This window comes from Pseudomonas corrugata (assembly GCF_001269905.1).
GTDB lineage: Bacteria > Pseudomonadota > Gammaproteobacteria > Pseudomonadales > Pseudomonadaceae > Aquipseudomonas > Aquipseudomonas corrugata.
In genome coordinates, this window is sequence record NZ_LHVK01000008.1 from 151,767 (window position 1) to 168,030 (window position 16,264).

Genomic DNA, 16,264 nt, shown 5'->3' on the forward strand with positions numbered 1-16,264 from the left:
TCATGGCCTTACCGAAGAAAGCCCGGATCCTCAGTACTGCGCTGCTGCTTACCGTGGCCATCGGCAGCGTGTTCTATCTCAATCGCTCCGAATCCAGCGCATCGACCCAATCGACGGACGATGCCTACGTCCACGCCGACTTCACCACGGTGGCGCCGCAGGTATCGGGTACGGTCGAAACGGTGTTGGTCGAAGACAACCAACCAGTCAGGAAAGGGGATCTGCTGGCGGTCATCGACGACCGGGATTTCGTCGCCAACGTGAACGTGGCGAAAGCCCAGGTTGCCAGCGCCCAGGCCGGTGTCGCCGGCCTGGAAGCCCACCTGATCCAGCAGCAAACCGTCATACGCCAGGCCCAGGCCGCAGTTGCTGCCGACGCCGCCGCGCTCAAGCTGGCCAAGGTCAACCACGCCCGCTATCGCAACCTGGCCGCCGACGGTTCGGGCACGGTGCAGGCCCAACAACAGGCGGAAGCACAATTGAGCGTGCAACAGGCCGGCCTGGAAAAAAGCCAGGCGGGTCTGCAGGCGGCCCGACAACAGGTGGACATCCTCAAGGCCGACCTGGAACAAGCCAGGGCCAGCCTCGCCCACGCCCAAGCCACGCAGGCTATCGCCGAACTGAAGTTGTCCTATACCCGCATCACCGCGCCGATCAGTGGCACGATCGGGGAAAAATCCGTGCGCGTCGGCGCGTTCGTCAACGCCGGCAAACCCTTGCTGGCGATTGTCCCGCTCGATGCCGTCTACATCACTGCCAACTTCCGTGAGACACAACTGGCCCGCGTGCAAACCGGCCAAGCCGTGGACATCGAAGTGGATGCCCTGCCCGGAGAAACGCTGACAGGAACAGTGCAAAGCCTGGGGCCCGCCAGCGGCGTCAGCTACTCAGCCATAGCTCCCCACAACGCCACCGGCAACTTCACGAAAATCGTCCAACGCCTGCCCGTGCGCATCCGCATCGAGCCTGACCAACCGGCGACAGCGAAACTGCGGGTGGGGATGTCGGTTACGCCGCACATTCGTATTCGTGGCTGATCAGTGCCGGTAACGTCGAATATGCAGCCGCCATCGCGAGCAGGCTCGCTCCCACAGGGTCGGTGTCGGGCGCAACGCCTGCATACACCATAAACCCACTGTGGGAGCGGGCTTGCTCGCGAAGGCGTCGAGTCAGCTGGCATCCATGTTGAATGGGCCGCCGCCATCGCGGGCAAGCCCGGCTCCCACAGGGTCGGTGTCGTGCGCAACGCCTGCATACACCACAAACCCACCGTGGGAGCGGGCTTGCTCGCGATGGCGTCGAGTCAGCTGGCATCCGTGTTGAATGCACCACCGCTATCGCGGGCAAGCCCGGCTCCCACAGGGGCGGTGTCGGGCGCAACGCCTGCATACACCACAAACCCACTGTGTGTGCGGGCTTGCTCGCGAAGGCTTCGAGTCAGCTGGCATCCATGTTGAATGCACCACCGCTATCGCGGGCACTGCCAACTCAAGTCAGCAGCTCGGCAATCCACCGGATCTGCCGGGCGAGATCCTGCACTACCTCCTCTGGCACGGCCTGCCGCGCCCGGGCGAAGCTCATCAGGGTCTTCTGCTTCTGGCGCAACCTGCGCTGCCATTTACCCAGGAATGCAGGACTGCGCGCGCCCATCAGCAGTGGGCCGAAGTACAGCTGCTCGGCGCTATACATCACCGGCCCGGTGCGCTCGGCGACGATGATTTCGTAGTCGAAGCGGTTCTCCCGCAGCACCTCTTCACCGAGAATGCGATAGCCATTTTCCATCAACCACAGGCGCAGTGGTTGCTCGCCGCCATTAGGTTGCAGGATCAGGCGCTCATGGCCGCTCAGGCGCGACGGGTCGCGCTGGAGTATGTCGCGGATCGTCTCGCCGCCCATGCCACAAAGACTGACCGCCGTGATCCCGTCTCCCGACTCGATTGCCGCCAAGCCGTCAGCCAGGCGCACGGTGATCCACGGCTCCAGGCCATTCTCGCGCACCGTCCGTTCGGCCGCGCGAAATGGCGTCAGCGCCACCTCCCCGGCCACCGCCGCCGCAATGGCGCCACGGCGCATCAGCGCCACCGGCAAATAACCGTGATCCGAGCCAATATCAGCCAGCCGCGCGCCCACAGGCACCTGCGCCGCCACCCGCTCCAGGCGCATGGACAATGTCTGTTCGTTCACCCGCTCCCCTTCCCACTACAAGCGTCCGACAGCGTTGGCCGGATCGGGCTGCGATTCTGTCGGGCTACACGGTGCATTTCAAATTTATGTGACCAGGGACGTGGCTTTTGACAACACCGGCATCCACACCTATAACCGGTGCCGCCCGCTGCCAGATCAATAAACCCGATGAGAAGTCGCCATGAATGACCGTCAAGCAATCATCAAAGACTTGATCACAGCCGTGGTGAAAGCCCGCAAAACCGACGAAATTGTCTACCAGTCAGAGTGGCTCGGCTACATCCCGTTCGGGGTCTACCACTGGGTCGAATGCCAGGGCGAAGACGTCTCCAGCGACTTTCCGTTTGGATGGGCGCTCGAAGACCTGACAGGTCTTGAACAGGTGGGGTTCCTGGAAACGCTGGAAGCTTATGAGAACCCCGAGGACTCGTTTGATCGGGAGATCAGGTATCGCGTTTGTGGCTGAGGGTCGAGGAATCCGGGCTGTGCCGCTGTCATTGATCAAAGCTCGCTTCCCAGACGCTGCTCGATCAAGGCTGGAGCGGGGGCATGGACATGGGCGTCAGTGATGCTGCTTCTGTGTGCGAGCCTGCTCGCGATGACGGCGGGACTGTTCGTCCGAAAATCTCGTAGGAAATTACCACCAGTGGTGAGGAAGTTTGTTCCCGCTGGGTTGCGAAGCAGCCCCAAGCCAGACGCCTCAGTTCGCCAGACACATTGCATGTCCCGGTTTACAGCACCTGAGTTCGGTGCACAGCCCCGGCCGGGCTGCGCACCGAACCTGTCCGCTAAGACTCCGTCAACGCCGCCTGCACCAAAGGATGCAGGCCATCGCCAGGGTGCTCCACCCGCCACTTCATCAGCTGTTGGCGCATGACCGGCGTCCAGAAACTCTGGATATGCTGGCGCACGCCATTCACTGCCAGCGTCTTGTCCGGCTCGCTGGAGAAGTACTGGCCAATCTGGTTGGCCATCTTGATCAGGCTTTCGGTACTCATCGCCGCACCTCGGCTTTCTCGGCATGACGGCGTTCGCGCAGCAGACGCCCCTGTTCATCGCTGAAGGCCTGGTAGCGTTTCTGCCATTCCGAAGGCTGGCTGACCCGCACGATTTCCACCGCCGTCACTTTGTATTCCGGGCAGTTGGTGGCCCAGTCAGAGTTGTCGGTGGTGATCACGTTGGCACCCGATTCCGGGAAGTGGAAGGTGGTGTAGACCACCCCTGGCGCCACGCGCTCGGAGACCTTGGCACGCAGCACGGTCTGCCCGGCGCGACTGCCGATGCCGACCCAATCACCGTCGACGATACCGCGGTTCTCGGCGTCGGTCGGATGGATTTCCAAACGGTCTTCCTCGTGCCAGGCAACGTTATCGGTGCGCCGGGTCTGGGCACCCACGTTGTACTGGCTGAGGATACGCCCGGTGGTCAGCAGCAACGGATAGCGACTGTTGACCTTCTCGTCGGTCGGCACGTAGCCGGTGAGCATGAACCGCCCTTTGCCACGCACGAACTGCTCGATGTGCATGATTGGCGTGCCATCTGGAGCGTCATCGTTGCACGGCCATTGCAGGCTGCCATGGCGATCCAGCTCGGCATAGCTGACCCGGGTGAAGGTCGGCGTCAGACGGGCAATCTCATCCATGATTTCGGAAGGATTCTTGTAGTCCATTTTGTAGCCCAAGGCTTCGGAAAGAGCCATGGTGGCCTCCCAGTCAGCCTTGCCAGCCAGGGGCTCCATCACCTTGCGTACCCGGGAAATGCGGCGCTCGGCGTTGGTGAAAGTACCGTCCTTCTCGAGGAACGAACTGCCCGGCAGGAATACGTGGGCGAACTTGGCCGTCTCGTTGAGGAAGATGTCCTGTACTACCACGCACTCCAGGGCGCTCAGGGCCGCGGTCACGTGCTGGGTGTTCGGGTCGCTCTGGGCGATGTCCTCGCCTTGGCAATAAAGTGCCTTGAAGGAGCCGTCCAGCGCCGCCTCGAACATGTTCGGAATGCGCAGCCCCGGATCGGGTTGCAGGGTCACGTTCCAGGCCTGCTCGAACTGGGCGCGTACCACATCGTTGGAAACGTGGCGATAACCCGGCAGTTCGTGGGGGAACGAGCCCATGTCGCAGGAACCCTGCACGTTGTTCTGCCCGCGCAACGGGTTCACCCCGACACCCTCGCGACCGATGTTACCGGTGACCATGGCGAGGTTGGCGATGCCCATCACCGATGTACTGCCCTGGCTGTGTTCGGTAACGCCGAGGCCGTAGTAGATGGCCGCGTTGCCACCGGTGGCGTAGAGCCGTGCGGCGGCGCGGATCTGCTCGGCAGGCACGCCGCATACCGGGCCCAGGGCCTCGGGCGCGTTCTCCGGCAGGCTGACGAAGTCACGCCAGCGGGCGAAATCCGCCGCCTCACAGCGCTCGTCGACGAAAGGCTGGTTGACCAGGCCTTCGGTGACGATCACATGGGCCAGCGCATTGAGCATCGCCACGTTGGTGCCCGGGCGAAGTTGCAGATGCAGGTCGGCGCGGGCATGGGGCGAATCCACCAGGTCGATGCGCCGCGGGTCGATGACGATCAGCCGCGCGCCCTGGCGCAGACGACGCTTGAGCTGGGAGCCGAACACCGGGTGGGCGTCGGTGGGGTTGGCGCCCATCACCAGGATCACGTCGGCCAGCATCACCGAGTCGAAGGTCTGAGTGCCGGCGGACTCGCCGAGCGTCTGTTTGAGGCCATAACCGGTAGGCGAATGGCAGACCCGGGCGCAGGTATCGACGTTGTTGTTGCCGAAGGCGGCACGCACCAGCTTCTGCACCAGGTAGGTTTCTTCGTTGGTGCAGCGGCTGGAGGTGATGCCGCCGATGGAGTCGCGTCCATATTTCAGCTGGATGCGGCGGAACTCACTGGCCGCGTAGTCGACGGCTTCGTCCCAGCTGACTTCCTGCCACGGATCGCTGATGTGCTTGCGGATCATCGGCTTGGTGATGCGATCCGGGTGGGTGGCGTAGCCCCAGGCGAAACGACCCTTGACGCAGGAATGGCCATGGTTGGCCTGGCCGTTCTTGTCCGGCACCATGCGCACCAGTTGATCGCCTTTCATTTCAGCGCGGAAGGAGCATCCGACGCCGCAGTAGGCGCACGTGGTGATGACGCTGCGCTCAGGCTGGCCGAGTTCCACCACGCTTTTTTCCATCAGCGTGGCCGTCGGGCAGGCCTGCACACAGGCGCCGCAGGACACGCATTCGGAGTCGAGGAAGTTGTCACCGCCCGCGGCCGCCACCCGCGAATCGAAGCCGCGTCCGGTGATGGTCAGCGCGAAGGTGCCCTGGGTTTCCTCGCAGGCCCGCACGCAGCGGTTGCAGACGATGCATTTGCTCGGGTCGTAGTCGAAATAAGGGTTGGACACGTCCTTCGTCTCGGCCAGGTGGTTATCACCCTCGTAGCCGTAGCGCACTTCACGCAGGCCGACCTGACCCGCCACCGTCTGCAATTCGCAGTTGCCGTTGGCCGAGCACGTCAGGCAGTCCAGCGGATGGTCGGAGATGTACAGTTCCATCACGTTACGCCGCAGGCCGGCGAGTCGGGAGGTCTGGGTGCGTACCACCATGCCTTCGGTGACCGGCGTGGTGCACGAGGCCGGATAGCCGCGCATACCGTCGATCTCCACCAGGCACATGCGGCAGGAGCCGAACGGCTCCAGGCTGTCGGTGGCGCAGAGCTTGGGGATGGTGGTGCCGAGCAATGCCGCGGCGCGCATCACCGAAGTCCCGGAAGGAACGGTGATTTCGCGGCCGTCGATGTTCAGGCTGACCTGCACCTCGCTTTCGCGTTCCGGGGTGCCCAGGTCGATATCACTGGCGGGATCGAAAATGTTGATCATTGGTCGGCCTCCGTGGTCGCCAGACCGAAGTCGGCAGGGAAATGCTTGAGGGCGCTGGCGACAGGATAGGAGGTCATCCCACCCAAGGCACAGAGCGAACCGTATTGCAGGGTGTCGCAGAGATCCTGGAGCAACAGGACCTGCTCCTGACGGGCACCGGCATCGGTGCTGGCGAGCAGTCGGTCCACCACTTCCACCCCACGGGTGGAGCCGATCCGGCACGGCGTGCATTTGCCGCAGGATTCTTCGGCGCAGAACTGCAGGGCGAAACGGGCCATGTGGGCCATGTCCAGGCTGTCATCGGCCACCACCACACCGCCGTGGCCAAGCATCGCGCCCATGGCGGCAAACGCCTCGTAGTCCAGCGGCGTGTCAAATTGCGAAGGCGGTACCCAGGCACCCAGCGGCCCACCCACCTGGGCGGCCTTCAACGGCCGGCCGCTGGCGGTACCACCACCATACTCTTGCACCAGTTCGCGCAGGGTCAGGCCGAAGGCGCGCTCAACCAGGCCGCCATGACGGATGTTGCCGGCCAGTTGGAATGGCATCGTGCCCAGGGAACGGCCCATGCCAAAGTCACGGTAGAACTGTGCCCCCTTCTCCAGGATGATCGGCACCGAGGTCAGGGTCAGCACGTTGTGGACCAGGGTCGGCAACCCGAACAGGCCCTGCAACGCAGGCAACGGAGGCTTGGCGCGAACCGTGCCACGCTTGCCTTCAAGGGACTCCAGCAGAGCGGTTTCTTCACCGCAGATGTAAGCACCAGCCCCCACCCGGACTTCAAGTTCGAAAGCGCGACCACTGCCCGCCACGTCGGCGCCCAGGTAGCCGGCCTCGCGGGCGATGCACAGGGCGTCGTTCAACGTCGCGACAGCGTCCGGATATTCCGAGCGCACATAGATGTAGCCCATGGTGGCGCCTACCGCGATACCCGCAATGATCATGCCTTCGATCAGCAGGAACGGATCGCCTTCCATCAGCATGCGGTCGGCGAATGTGCCCGAATCACCTTCGTCGGCGTTGCACACCACATATTTCTGCGTACCCGGCGCATCGCGCACGGTGCGCCACTTGATACCTGCCGGGAAAGCTGCTCCGCCCCGGCCGCGCAGGCCCGAGTCGAGCACGCTGGCAACCACTTGCGCGCCATCCTGCTGGATGGCGCGAGCCAGCCCCTGGAAGCCGCCATGAGCGCGGTAGTCATCCAGGGACAGTGGCCGGGTAATACCGGCGCGAGCGAACAGCAGCCGCTGTTGGCTCTTGAGATAGGGAATGTCTTCCACCGGCCCCAGGGCCAGTGGATGGTTGCCGGGATCGCCTGCCAGGGCATCGAGCAGCCCAGGCACGTCCGCCGGAGTGACGGGGCCGAAACCGAGCCGGCCGCTGGCGGTTTCCAGCTCCAGCAGCGGCTCCAGCCAGTAGAGGCCACGGGAACTGGTGCGTTGCACCTCCAGCGGCAACTGCCGACGCTCGGCCTCGCGCATCAGTGCAGCGGCCACCGTGTCCGCGCCGACCGCACGGGCTACCGAATCGCGGGGAATGCAGAGCTTCAGCATGTGCCTTCCTCCAGACAGCCATTGACCAACTCACGCAGGCGCTCAGGCGTCAGCCGTGCGTGCAACTGGCCGTCCAGCTCCAGGGCCGGCGAGCAGACACAGGCACCCAGGCAATAGACCGGCCGCAGGCTGATGCTGCCGTCAGCGCTGGTGCCATGATCGTCAAGCGACAGCTGTTCGCGCAATTGGGCGGCCAGCTGTTCGGCCCCCATGCTCTGGCAGGACTCCGCCCGGCATAGGCGCAAGGTATGGCGCGCGGGCGGCGCGGTGCGGAAGTCGTGATAGAAACTGATCACCCCGCGCACTTCAGCCTGACTGAGGTTGAGGGCATGAGCGATCTCCGGGACGGCCGCGTCGGGAACGTACCCGCAGCCCTCCTGGATGGCATGAAGAATCGGCAGCAAGGCACCGGGGGTGTCCTTTTCGCGCTCCAATACACGTTGAATCAGAGGCAGGTGAAGCGTCTCATCGGGCATAAACTTACCTCGGCATCTCGAACGACACTGCCCAATGAAGGCAGTCGTCCGGAGTCTTGGCTGCAGCGTCCGGCCACGTCACGGAAGCGTGGTTATCCGGTCGCCCTCCTCGCTCTCCGGTCAGGCATCTTGGTGCGCCTGATCCGGGGCATCCTTACAGCTTGCCATTCCCGGGAACTGGCAATTGCACATGGACGACAAAACGCGTTCTGAAAGCGACTCGAGGTCAAAGTCACCCGCGCTCCACGGGAACTGGATTTATAACCCATTACCATCGACTTGCACATTGGCGAAAACGGCTCTAAACCCAATCATTCATATCGCTCATGGAAACGCAGGATGCGGGAAGCAACGAGTGAACTTGAAAAGCAACTTGATCTGGCAACGAAGCTGCTTTCCCTGGCGGCAAAAGTTGGCCTGCTCACCGGTGGAACATGCATCGTCAGCTACCTGCTCGGCAATGGCCATTACCCGCAAGGCCTCTCCATCGGAGATAGCCTGCTGTTTTTGGTCGCGGCGTTTTGTTTCGGGGTCATCTGCCTTTACTTTTCGGCGTCCGTTACGGCTGCGGGTGTGCTGCTTGCGCCACTGTTCGTACCGGTGCTGAGATTTCTCATCTGGCTTACAACAATATTCCGCACTGAAAAGTCCAAACCTGAACTGAAACTGCAAAAAATAACGTTGCTGACGGTGTTGTTTGGCATTTGTGGCGTGGTGACCATTTATTTTCTTGCTCGCAAGAATCCCATTGAGCATATCCCCCTCATTCTATTGCCGATTTTTCAATACATCGTTTATTCGGCCTTCCTGAATCAGAACAGAAAAATAAATACCGCCTACCAACCGACCCCGGAGATAGCTGGCACCGAGCCTTTCGACAAAGCCCCCCGCGTCGATGTGAAACCCATGAAAAGACTCAGGGCGATGATCGCGGGACTGATCATCCTGACCCCCATTCTCATGGGCGGGGTCACCTCGGACTTGCTGCAAACCGCCATGAGCCTTGCAAAGATACGCATCGAACGGGCAACGATTCTGGTGAAACCGCCTTATGCCAACTTACTGCCCGATCCCAAGGACTCACCCTTGCAGGACTATAAGGTCTTTGAAAATGCGACCGTGGTATTCCGCGGAGTGGGCAACTCGACACTGATTGAAATGCGTACCGCGGATACAGCTATCCGGCTGGAAATCCCCAATGATTCGATCATCATCGAACGCAAGACGAGACTCATCACTCAACCCAAACCGAAGACCTGAACCCAACATAGCCTGTGGGAGCCTGCTCGCGATGGCGGTGGGTCGGCTTGCCTAGAGGCTGAATATACAACCGTCAGGACGAGCAAGCTCGGCACCCACATTTTCGTAGCGCTTCCAGAAGTGAAAACCGCCCTACTTCAGTTCCACCAACCGAAGCGACTGCGCTCCATCCAGCGACAGGTGAATGGTGGCCGCCCGGCTAGGAAAATTCGGCGCATCGTCGTCGGTATTTTCCATAACCGGAAGATCGATCAAGGTCTGCTCACCCGTCGGATCACTGACCAGCCTGGCATCCAGCTTATCGATCGAACGCCAGCTGTCACCACCGATGCGAATCACATCCAGCAAGTTGTAACGCTGCTGGCCTTCTTCGTTTTCTTCAGGGGTAAAAGCCGCCAGGTATTGGCTGTAATTGTTGCCCATACCGAAACCTTCAATGGTGAACACCGCAAGCGTTACTTCGCTGTCCTCCCCAGTATCCAGCGTCTGCACCAGCGTCGCTTCAGGGTAACCGGTGGCGTAGCTGTCTTTAAGGAGTGCCACCAGATGCCCGATCTGCTCCTCCAACGATTTTGGAACGGACTTCGGCTCGGCAGCGTGAGTCAGGGTACAGGCAAGGAACAGACTGGCAGCAAGCAAGTGCAATTTCATGAAAGAGAACGTCCGAGGTACGGGAGGTGAGCTCGGATATTAGCGCATCGACAGCACGGTTGATTAGCGACCATTACCACAAGAGACTATTCCCCAAGGAGGGTCATTCAACTCGTCGACGCCGGCACAAACACCGTTTCACGCCCTTTGCGGCCATCGGTCACGATGCGATTCACCAGTTCATCCTGGATATGAGCATACTCAGATAAAGAAAGTCGCAGGCGAGCTGCGTTGATCACCTGCGAGAAGATTCGCGTGCCGTTCAGCAACACTTCCATGGTAATCAGGGTGCTGATCAATGTTCCGGGGAGGCAGTCTGCCTTGACACTGTAGGTCAGGGGCCGCTTGCCATCGAATTGCTGGAGCACCATTTCGATGGCTGCCATTTCACTGTTGGCTCCATGACTGCCCGCGACCAGATTACTGGGCTCTTCCCTGCCACCGAGACCATGGCCGCGCAGATGAAGCCATTCCTGATCGTCACGGGCGGCATAGCGCGATGCCGACAGCGACCCACTTTCGATCAATTCCACTGCCCTCCTTGCGTCGCCAACAGTGACACTGCTCAAGGGGGGCAGCAGGCCGAACGCCGTACCGTTAGCGACGGCAATGAAAAACTTCGCCATGACGCTGCCTTGAGACTTGCGCTTATCGGCATTGCGGCCGGTGCCCACCAGCGCTTGTTCCAGCGACATATTGCTGTAGCCCGACTCATCAACCGCCCATTGGCGATGGTTCCAGTCGGCGGCGATCTGGTGCATCGAAGGCTGTTCTCGCTCAAGCCGCATCGTCATGTGGAAGCCGCCACCTTTGCGCTTGGCCCTGAAGATTTTGCGCCAATGGTAAAGACTGGAGTGAGGTCGATTCCTCATCAAATACCAACCACGCCCCTTTGAATCAACAAGCCGGCCGAGTGCACCGGTTCCACCAGGTGTCGGATTGAAATTGAACGGCGGGGTCACCCCTTCCGGCGGATCCATCTCGCCCAGCCCTTCGATTCGAACCTTACCGATGGCGATTTTCGGCGTGACGCGTGCGACATGTTTGATCGTTGCACTGCTCGGTGGAGAGGCGCTCGGTAGAGAGGCTGAATCGTCGTCCAGTAACGTATTGCAATAAGGGCAATACATGAACAGGTCGCTGACCGAGTAGTGGCACTTCTTGCAATTGGACACGGCGCTCTCCTCCTTGGATGCGCTGAAAAGGCTAGCACCAGAGTCGAGTCCCGACACATCAACCGGAAGAAAATAACGGCCTTGTCCAAATGCGCTCAGCGGGCGACGCGCTCTTCACTGAAGGGAGGCTGCCCGGGAGGCGCCGGGTCATTGCGCAGGAGTCTCACGCCGACGCTCAACGCCTCAACGCCTGGGTCATCCGCTGCAGCAACTCGTTTTCCGAAAATGGCTTATGCAAAACTGGGCACCCGGCGAATTCGACCGGCACGCCGCTGGCGCCGTATCCGGTGCTGAACAAGAACGCAATGCCGCGATCGCGCAAGATCTCGGCCACCGGGAAAACCCGTTCGCCGGCCAGGTTGACGTCCAGAATGGCCAGATCGATGTGCGCCGCGCTTGCCTCGTCCCGCGCCGTCGCGAGCCGGGCCACCGAGGCCACGACTTCGCAGCCGAAATCCTCCAGCATTTCCTCGATCAACATGGCAATCGCGCCTTCGTCCTCGACGACGAGCACCCTGACTCCAGCGAATGGAGGCATGCCTAGGCTCCGATCAGAAAGGAGAAGCGGCAGTAAACGCCCTCCGGGGCGAAGGTCAGGTCGAACTGGCCGCCCAAATCGCGCTCGATGCAGCGTTTCATCAGGCGAGAGCCCAGCCCTTCCCGCTCCGGCCGGGCCACGGGCGGTCCGCCCTGCTCCCGCCAATCCAGGGTGAACAAGGTGCCGTTTGGTTGGGGTTGCAGGTCCCAGGTCACCGAAAGCGAGCCTGTCTCGACGGACATCGAGCCATATTTCAGCGCGTTGATCGCCAGTTCATTGAGGGTCATCGTGAAGTTGAGCGCCACCCGTGTGCCGACGTCGATCGTCGCACCCTTGATCGTGATGCGATCGAGCTCGAGCCCGAAGACCGGCATCAGCACCTCATGGGCCAGGGAGTCCAATGGGGTGTCTTCCCAGTGCCGCTTAGTCAGCAGGTCATGAGCCCGCGACAGCGCCAGCAGCCGGGCTTCGAACCGCCGGTAGCCGTCTTTTGCGTCCTGCGCGTTGCGCGCCGTCTGGGCGGCCAGGGATTGCACCGTGGCCAAGGTATTCTTGACCCGATGATTGAGCTCGTCGATCAACGTTTTCTGCCGGTTTTCCGCCTGCTTGCGCTCGGTAATGTCCACCAGCATGTTGATCGCGCCCACGAGGTTGCCCTCGGCATCATGCAGGGGCGTGGGATAGGGATTGAACGGCACACGGGTTCCATCCGGGCGCTGGGCAACAGCCTCGACACCTCGAATCGCGCGGTTTTCCTTCAACGCCACGGCCATGGGACATTGGTCGTGGGGCAGCGGACTTCCATCGGTGTTGAACAGTTTCCAGGTCACGCACCACATGTCGCCCAACTGAGGCGTGCGCCCGGACAATTCGACAGCCGCACGGTTATAGAACGTGATACGACCTTCGGCGTCGGTGGTATAGACCGCTGCGGGCAGTGCTTCGAGCACATTGCGCATATGCCGTTCGCTCTCGCGAACCTGGTTTTCCATTCGCTGCGCGAGGGTGACGTCCTGCAGCACCCGCACGCCATAGCGGAACTCGCCGCCTGCATCGCGTACCGACGAACTGTGGATGTCGAGGTAGACGATCTCGCCATCCGGCTTGAGGGCGCGCTTGCGCAGCACATAATTATCCAGTTCGCCGGCAACCTGGCGTGCATACAGGGCCGCGTCCTGCCCGACACTCTCCGGGTGGGTATAGTCCAGGAACGTCATCGCCAGCAACTGTTCGCGAGTGCGGCCCAACATGCGGCAGAGGGCATCGTTAACCCGGAGCAGACGACCGTCGATGTCGGCCTCGGCAATCCCTATAGTCGCTGCCTCGTAGGTGGCTGCAAGCCTGTCGTCGCTCTCCTGGCGCGCCGCCTCGGCTGCATGAATGCAAGACACGTCGATGGTGAAACACCGGGTGTTGAAGAGTCTCCCGTCCTCGAACCGCCCATTGGACGTGATTGAGACATGCTTGATGGAACCGTCCTTGGCCCGCAAGCGCGCAGGGTAGCTCTCCAGGCAATCACCGCTGCTCAGTTTATTGAGAATATCGCCAATGACCGGCTTATCGACATGAAACTCGGTGATATGACGGCCGATGTACTCTTCTTCCGCATAACCCAGCAGGGTCAGTTCGGCCTTGTTGGCGCGCAGGATGATGCCCTCGCCACTGACGATATGCAGACCCACGGCGCTGTTTTCGAAGAAGTCCTCGAGGTCGGTGCTCTTACGGCGAAGCTCCTCGGCCATGGCGTGGTGTGCAGAGATGTCCTGGAAGCAATTGATCGCCCCTTGGATGACACCTCGCCGGTCTTTCAGGACACGGATGTTCATGAGTGCCACGAACCGCACCCCGTCCGGGCGCTGGATGACGATTTCCCGGTTGCGCGCCACGACGCCTGTGGCGAGCGCCGTGGCCGTCGGGCAATTCTCAAACGCCAGCGGCGTGCCGTCGGTCAAGAACAATCGATGGGAACCACAGAAGCGATCACCGTTCACTCCGAGTTCCGGGCTGCGTCCCCAGAGTTCAGCCGCCTCACTGTTGTACCTGACGAGCCAACCCTCGCGGTCGCACAAATACACCGCACCGGGAATAGCCTCGAGCGCGTTTGTGCCAATCGAAACAAGGCTTTCGTATTCACTCGGCGCCAGCGTTTCCCTGGGAAGTTCTTCAACGTTTGACATCAGTAATCCTCGATTCACCTGGCTAACCAGGCAAGGCGCCATGACGAGTCGTAGCCCCGCTACGGCGAGGAATGGCAACGCAGGCTGGCAAGTCCTGGCGCCGAAGTTGAGTAAACGAATCAGCCACACAGGCTACTAGATCCCTATTCGTCGTACGAGTTCAGGTCAACTTGGTACCACAGTCCTTGTCCGGAAAGCCAAACAATGCTTGAGGCGCTTGCACCATCAGCGCCCGCATCAACGACTGCGAACATCCCAACGCGTGCAACTGCCCCATTACCGTGTCGAAGCTAACGGTTTGCTCATGCTGGGTATGCGGCCAGTCACTGCCCCATACCAGCCGCCGTTGGCCGAAGCTCTGCTCCAGCAAGGCCAACGAGGCTCGGGCGAAGTCGAGATTCTGTTGATCGGTCCCGGCCAGTCGGTAGATACCGGACACTTTCATCCACACTCGTCCGCTCAAACCCAGCTCCAACAACTCGGGGAAACCCGGTTGCTCGAGGCCCAGGCGCGAATCCGGGCGACCGAAGTGATCGACCACCAGTTTGATGCCAAACGGCAGCAGTTGGTGAATCAGCCCTGGCAGGTCCGCTACGCTGCGGTGCAGTTCGACATGCCAGTCCAGCTCAGCCATGTGGCCGAAAAAGCCCTGCCACGCAGCGTCGCGAAAATCAGGCAGGTCCTTGCCCATCAGATTCAGGCGAACACCAACCACCCCCAGTCGGGCCATGTTTTCCATATCGGTACGGCTGGCGTCTCGCTCCAGTACCACGACTCCGCGTAATTGCTGCGGAGCCTGCTGGAGCGCGGCCAGCAGATAGCTGTTATCCGTGCCAAGAAAGCTTGGCTGCACCAGCACGCCATGGCTCAGGCCATGGGCTTTCAAGTGGTGCAGGTATTGGCCAAGCGTCGCGTCATAGTCAACCGTGTAGCGCCGTTCGACGGTCAACTCCAGCCCACGATCGAACACGTGGGCATGGGAATCGATACCGATGATCGGCATGGAGAACGTGTCAGGCATGGGCACGCTCGTTACCTTCGACCTTGGCGTTTGCCGGTGCGGCGGCTTCAAGGTTCCGCCCGCGGGTTTCCGGAAGACACAGCGCCGCGAGCACCGCCACTCCGTAGGCAATTCCTGCGTCAATGCCAATGGCTGAGCCCAACGACATTGAATCGCTCATGTGGCCGACCAGGAAGGGGAACACCGCCGAAAGTACCCGGCCGAAGTTATAGCAGAACCCCACGCCGGCACCACGCACATCCGCCGGGTACAACTCGTTGAACAGTGCCCCGAGGCTCGCCGGAATGCCGGCGGCAAAGAAGCCGAGCGGGAACCCGAGGAACAGCATCTGAGTGTTGGTCAGCGGCAGGAACACATAGCACTGCACAGTCACGACACAGCACAAGGCGAACAGCACAATGTTCTTGCGACGGCCGATGCGATCAATCAACAAGCCGCTGACCACGCAGCCACACCAGAAGGCAAAGATGATGACGGCCAGGTAACCGCCGGAATTGAGTACCGACAGGTTGCGTTCGGTCTTGAGAAAGGTGGGCAGCCAGGTCATTACCGCGTGATAACCGCCATGGGCGCCCAGTCCCAGCAGTCCACCGAACAGCGTCACGCGGATCAACTCAGGGCGAAAGATGCCAGCCAAGGACTTGAGGAACCCCTTGGGTATGGCCTGTTCTTTTTGCAAGCGCTGGAAACTGTCGGGTTCTTCGACGTTACGCCGGACCCAGATGATCAGGAACGACGGCAGCAGACCGACGATGAACATCACCCGCCAGGCCATATCCTGGGGCACGAACGAGTAGATCAGGGTGAAGACCCCGACCGCCAGCCCCCAGCCCACTGCCCAGGCACTTTGTACAGTGCCCATGACCTTGCCCCGGTACTTGGGGTTGATGGTTTCGGCCATCAGTACCGCACCGGCGGCCCACTCGCCACCAATGCCGAAACCTTGCAATGCCTTGACGACCAACAATGAGTGGAAACCGGTGACGAACGCGGACAGAAAGGTGAAGAACGAGAACCACAGAATCATCCATTGCAGCGTGCGCACCCGACCGTAGCGGTCCGACAACGTGCCGCCGACCCAGCCGCCGATGGCCGAGGTGATCAACGTCACGCCACTGACCAGCCCCGCATCGCCCTTGGACAAGGCAAACGCTGCAATCAGCGCCGGTATTGCCAGGCCGAACATCTGCACTTCCAGCGCATCGAGTGACCATCCGCCGAAACAGGCCCAAAATGTTTTGCGCTCCCGCGCAGTGACTTGGCGATACCAACTGAACATGATTTTTATCCTTATAAGCAGAACGAGAGGCAGCCGAGAGCGAACCGCGCCGCTACAGGGCCAGTGATGGCAAGCA

The 16,264-nt window shown here is 61.1% G+C and carries 14 protein-coding genes; 3 read left to right on the plus strand and 11 right to left on the minus strand.

The features are described 5' to 3' along the window. The first annotated feature begins 2 nt into the window (after nt 1–2). A complete protein-coding gene (locus AD665_RS11950; RefSeq protein WP_053192189.1) occupies nt 3–1,037 on the plus strand; it encodes an HlyD family secretion protein in 1,035 nt (344 codons plus the stop codon). A gap of 451 nt (nt 1,038–1,488) precedes the next feature. On the opposite strand, the gene AD665_RS11955 is transcribed toward AD665_RS11950, so the two are convergent. Further along, nucleotides 1,489–2,184 carry a tRNA (adenine(22)-N(1))-methyltransferase gene (locus AD665_RS11955; protein ID WP_231995037.1) on the minus strand — a complete coding sequence of 232 codons (696 nt, stop codon included), beginning with the start codon at nt 2,182–2,184 and terminating at the stop codon, nt 1,489–1,491. Nucleotides 2,185–2,365: 181 nt separating this feature from the next. Here AD665_RS11955 and AD665_RS11960 point away from each other — a divergent pair, with 181 nt between their 5' ends. Continuing rightward, nucleotides 2,366–2,650: a hypothetical protein gene (locus AD665_RS11960; RefSeq protein ID WP_024781312.1), complete on the plus strand. Its 285-nt coding sequence runs from the start codon at nt 2,366–2,368 to the stop codon at nt 2,648–2,650. Nucleotides 2,651–2,972: 322 nt separating this feature from the next. On the opposite strand, the gene AD665_RS11965 is transcribed toward AD665_RS11960, so the two are convergent. The 4 genes from AD665_RS11965 to AD665_RS11980 are packed head-to-tail and all read right to left on the minus strand — an operon-like array spanning nt 2,973 to nt 8,087. Next, nucleotides 2,973–3,182 (minus strand): formate dehydrogenase subunit delta, encoded by a 210-nt coding sequence (locus tag AD665_RS11965; protein ID WP_024781313.1) that lies wholly within the window; start codon nt 3,180–3,182, stop codon nt 2,973–2,975. Continuing rightward, nucleotides 3,179–6,055, minus strand: coding sequence for a formate dehydrogenase subunit alpha (gene fdhF / locus AD665_RS11970; RefSeq protein WP_024781314.1), 2,877 nt, complete (start codon nt 6,053–6,055; stop codon nt 3,179–3,181). Before fdhF ends, AD665_RS11965 begins: the two co-directional genes overlap by 4 nt. Further along, the gene (locus tag AD665_RS11975) at nt 6,052–7,611 is read right to left on the minus strand and encodes a formate dehydrogenase beta subunit (protein ID WP_053192193.1); all 1,560 of its coding nucleotides are present in this window, start codon (nt 7,609–7,611) and stop codon (nt 6,052–6,054) included. The genes fdhF and AD665_RS11975 overlap by 4 nt, the downstream gene beginning before the upstream one ends. After that, nucleotides 7,605–8,087, minus strand: coding sequence for a formate dehydrogenase subunit gamma (locus AD665_RS11980; protein ID WP_024781316.1), 483 nt, complete (start codon nt 8,085–8,087; stop codon nt 7,605–7,607). The genes AD665_RS11975 and AD665_RS11980 overlap by 7 nt, the downstream gene beginning before the upstream one ends. A 339-nt stretch (nt 8,088–8,426) precedes the next feature. On the opposite strand from AD665_RS11980, the gene AD665_RS11985 reads away from it, so the two are divergent. Then, a complete protein-coding gene (locus AD665_RS11985; protein WP_053192195.1) occupies nt 8,427–9,347 on the plus strand; it encodes a hypothetical protein in 921 nt (306 codons plus the stop codon). A 132-nt stretch (nt 9,348–9,479) separates the two neighbouring features. Here AD665_RS11985 and AD665_RS11990 read toward each other — a convergent pair whose 3' ends face one another. The 6 genes from AD665_RS11990 to AD665_RS12015 all read right to left on the minus strand — a co-directional run bounded on the left by AD665_RS11990 (nt 9,480) and on the right by AD665_RS12015 (nt 16,188). Next, on the minus strand, nt 9,480–9,998 hold the full coding sequence (locus tag AD665_RS11990; RefSeq protein WP_053192197.1) for a hypothetical protein: 519 nt from the start codon (nt 9,996–9,998) through the stop codon (nt 9,480–9,482). Nucleotides 9,999–10,105: 107 nt separating this feature from the next. Beyond that, complete coding sequence (locus tag AD665_RS11995; protein WP_053192199.1) at nt 10,106–11,173, minus strand: hypothetical protein; 1,068 nt, start codon at nt 11,171–11,173, stop codon at nt 10,106–10,108. 175 nt (nt 11,174–11,348) lie between these two features. Next, the gene (locus AD665_RS12000) at nt 11,349–11,687 is read right to left on the minus strand and encodes a response regulator (protein WP_231995038.1); all 339 of its coding nucleotides are present in this window, start codon (nt 11,685–11,687) and stop codon (nt 11,349–11,351) included. 26 nt (nt 11,688–11,713) lie between these two features. Continuing rightward, nucleotides 11,714–13,888: a PAS domain-containing sensor histidine kinase gene (locus AD665_RS12005; protein WP_053192204.1), complete on the minus strand. Its 2,175-nt coding sequence runs from the start codon at nt 13,886–13,888 to the stop codon at nt 11,714–11,716. A gap of 160 nt (nt 13,889–14,048) precedes the next feature. Beyond that, on the minus strand, nt 14,049–14,909 hold the full coding sequence (locus tag AD665_RS12010; RefSeq protein ID WP_053192206.1) for an amidohydrolase family protein: 861 nt from the start codon (nt 14,907–14,909) through the stop codon (nt 14,049–14,051). Continuing rightward, nucleotides 14,902–16,188 (minus strand): MFS transporter, encoded by a 1,287-nt coding sequence (locus tag AD665_RS12015; protein ID WP_053192208.1) that lies wholly within the window; start codon nt 16,186–16,188, stop codon nt 14,902–14,904. Before AD665_RS12015 ends, AD665_RS12010 begins: the two co-directional genes overlap by 8 nt. Nucleotides 16,189–16,264 lie beyond the last annotated feature (76 nt).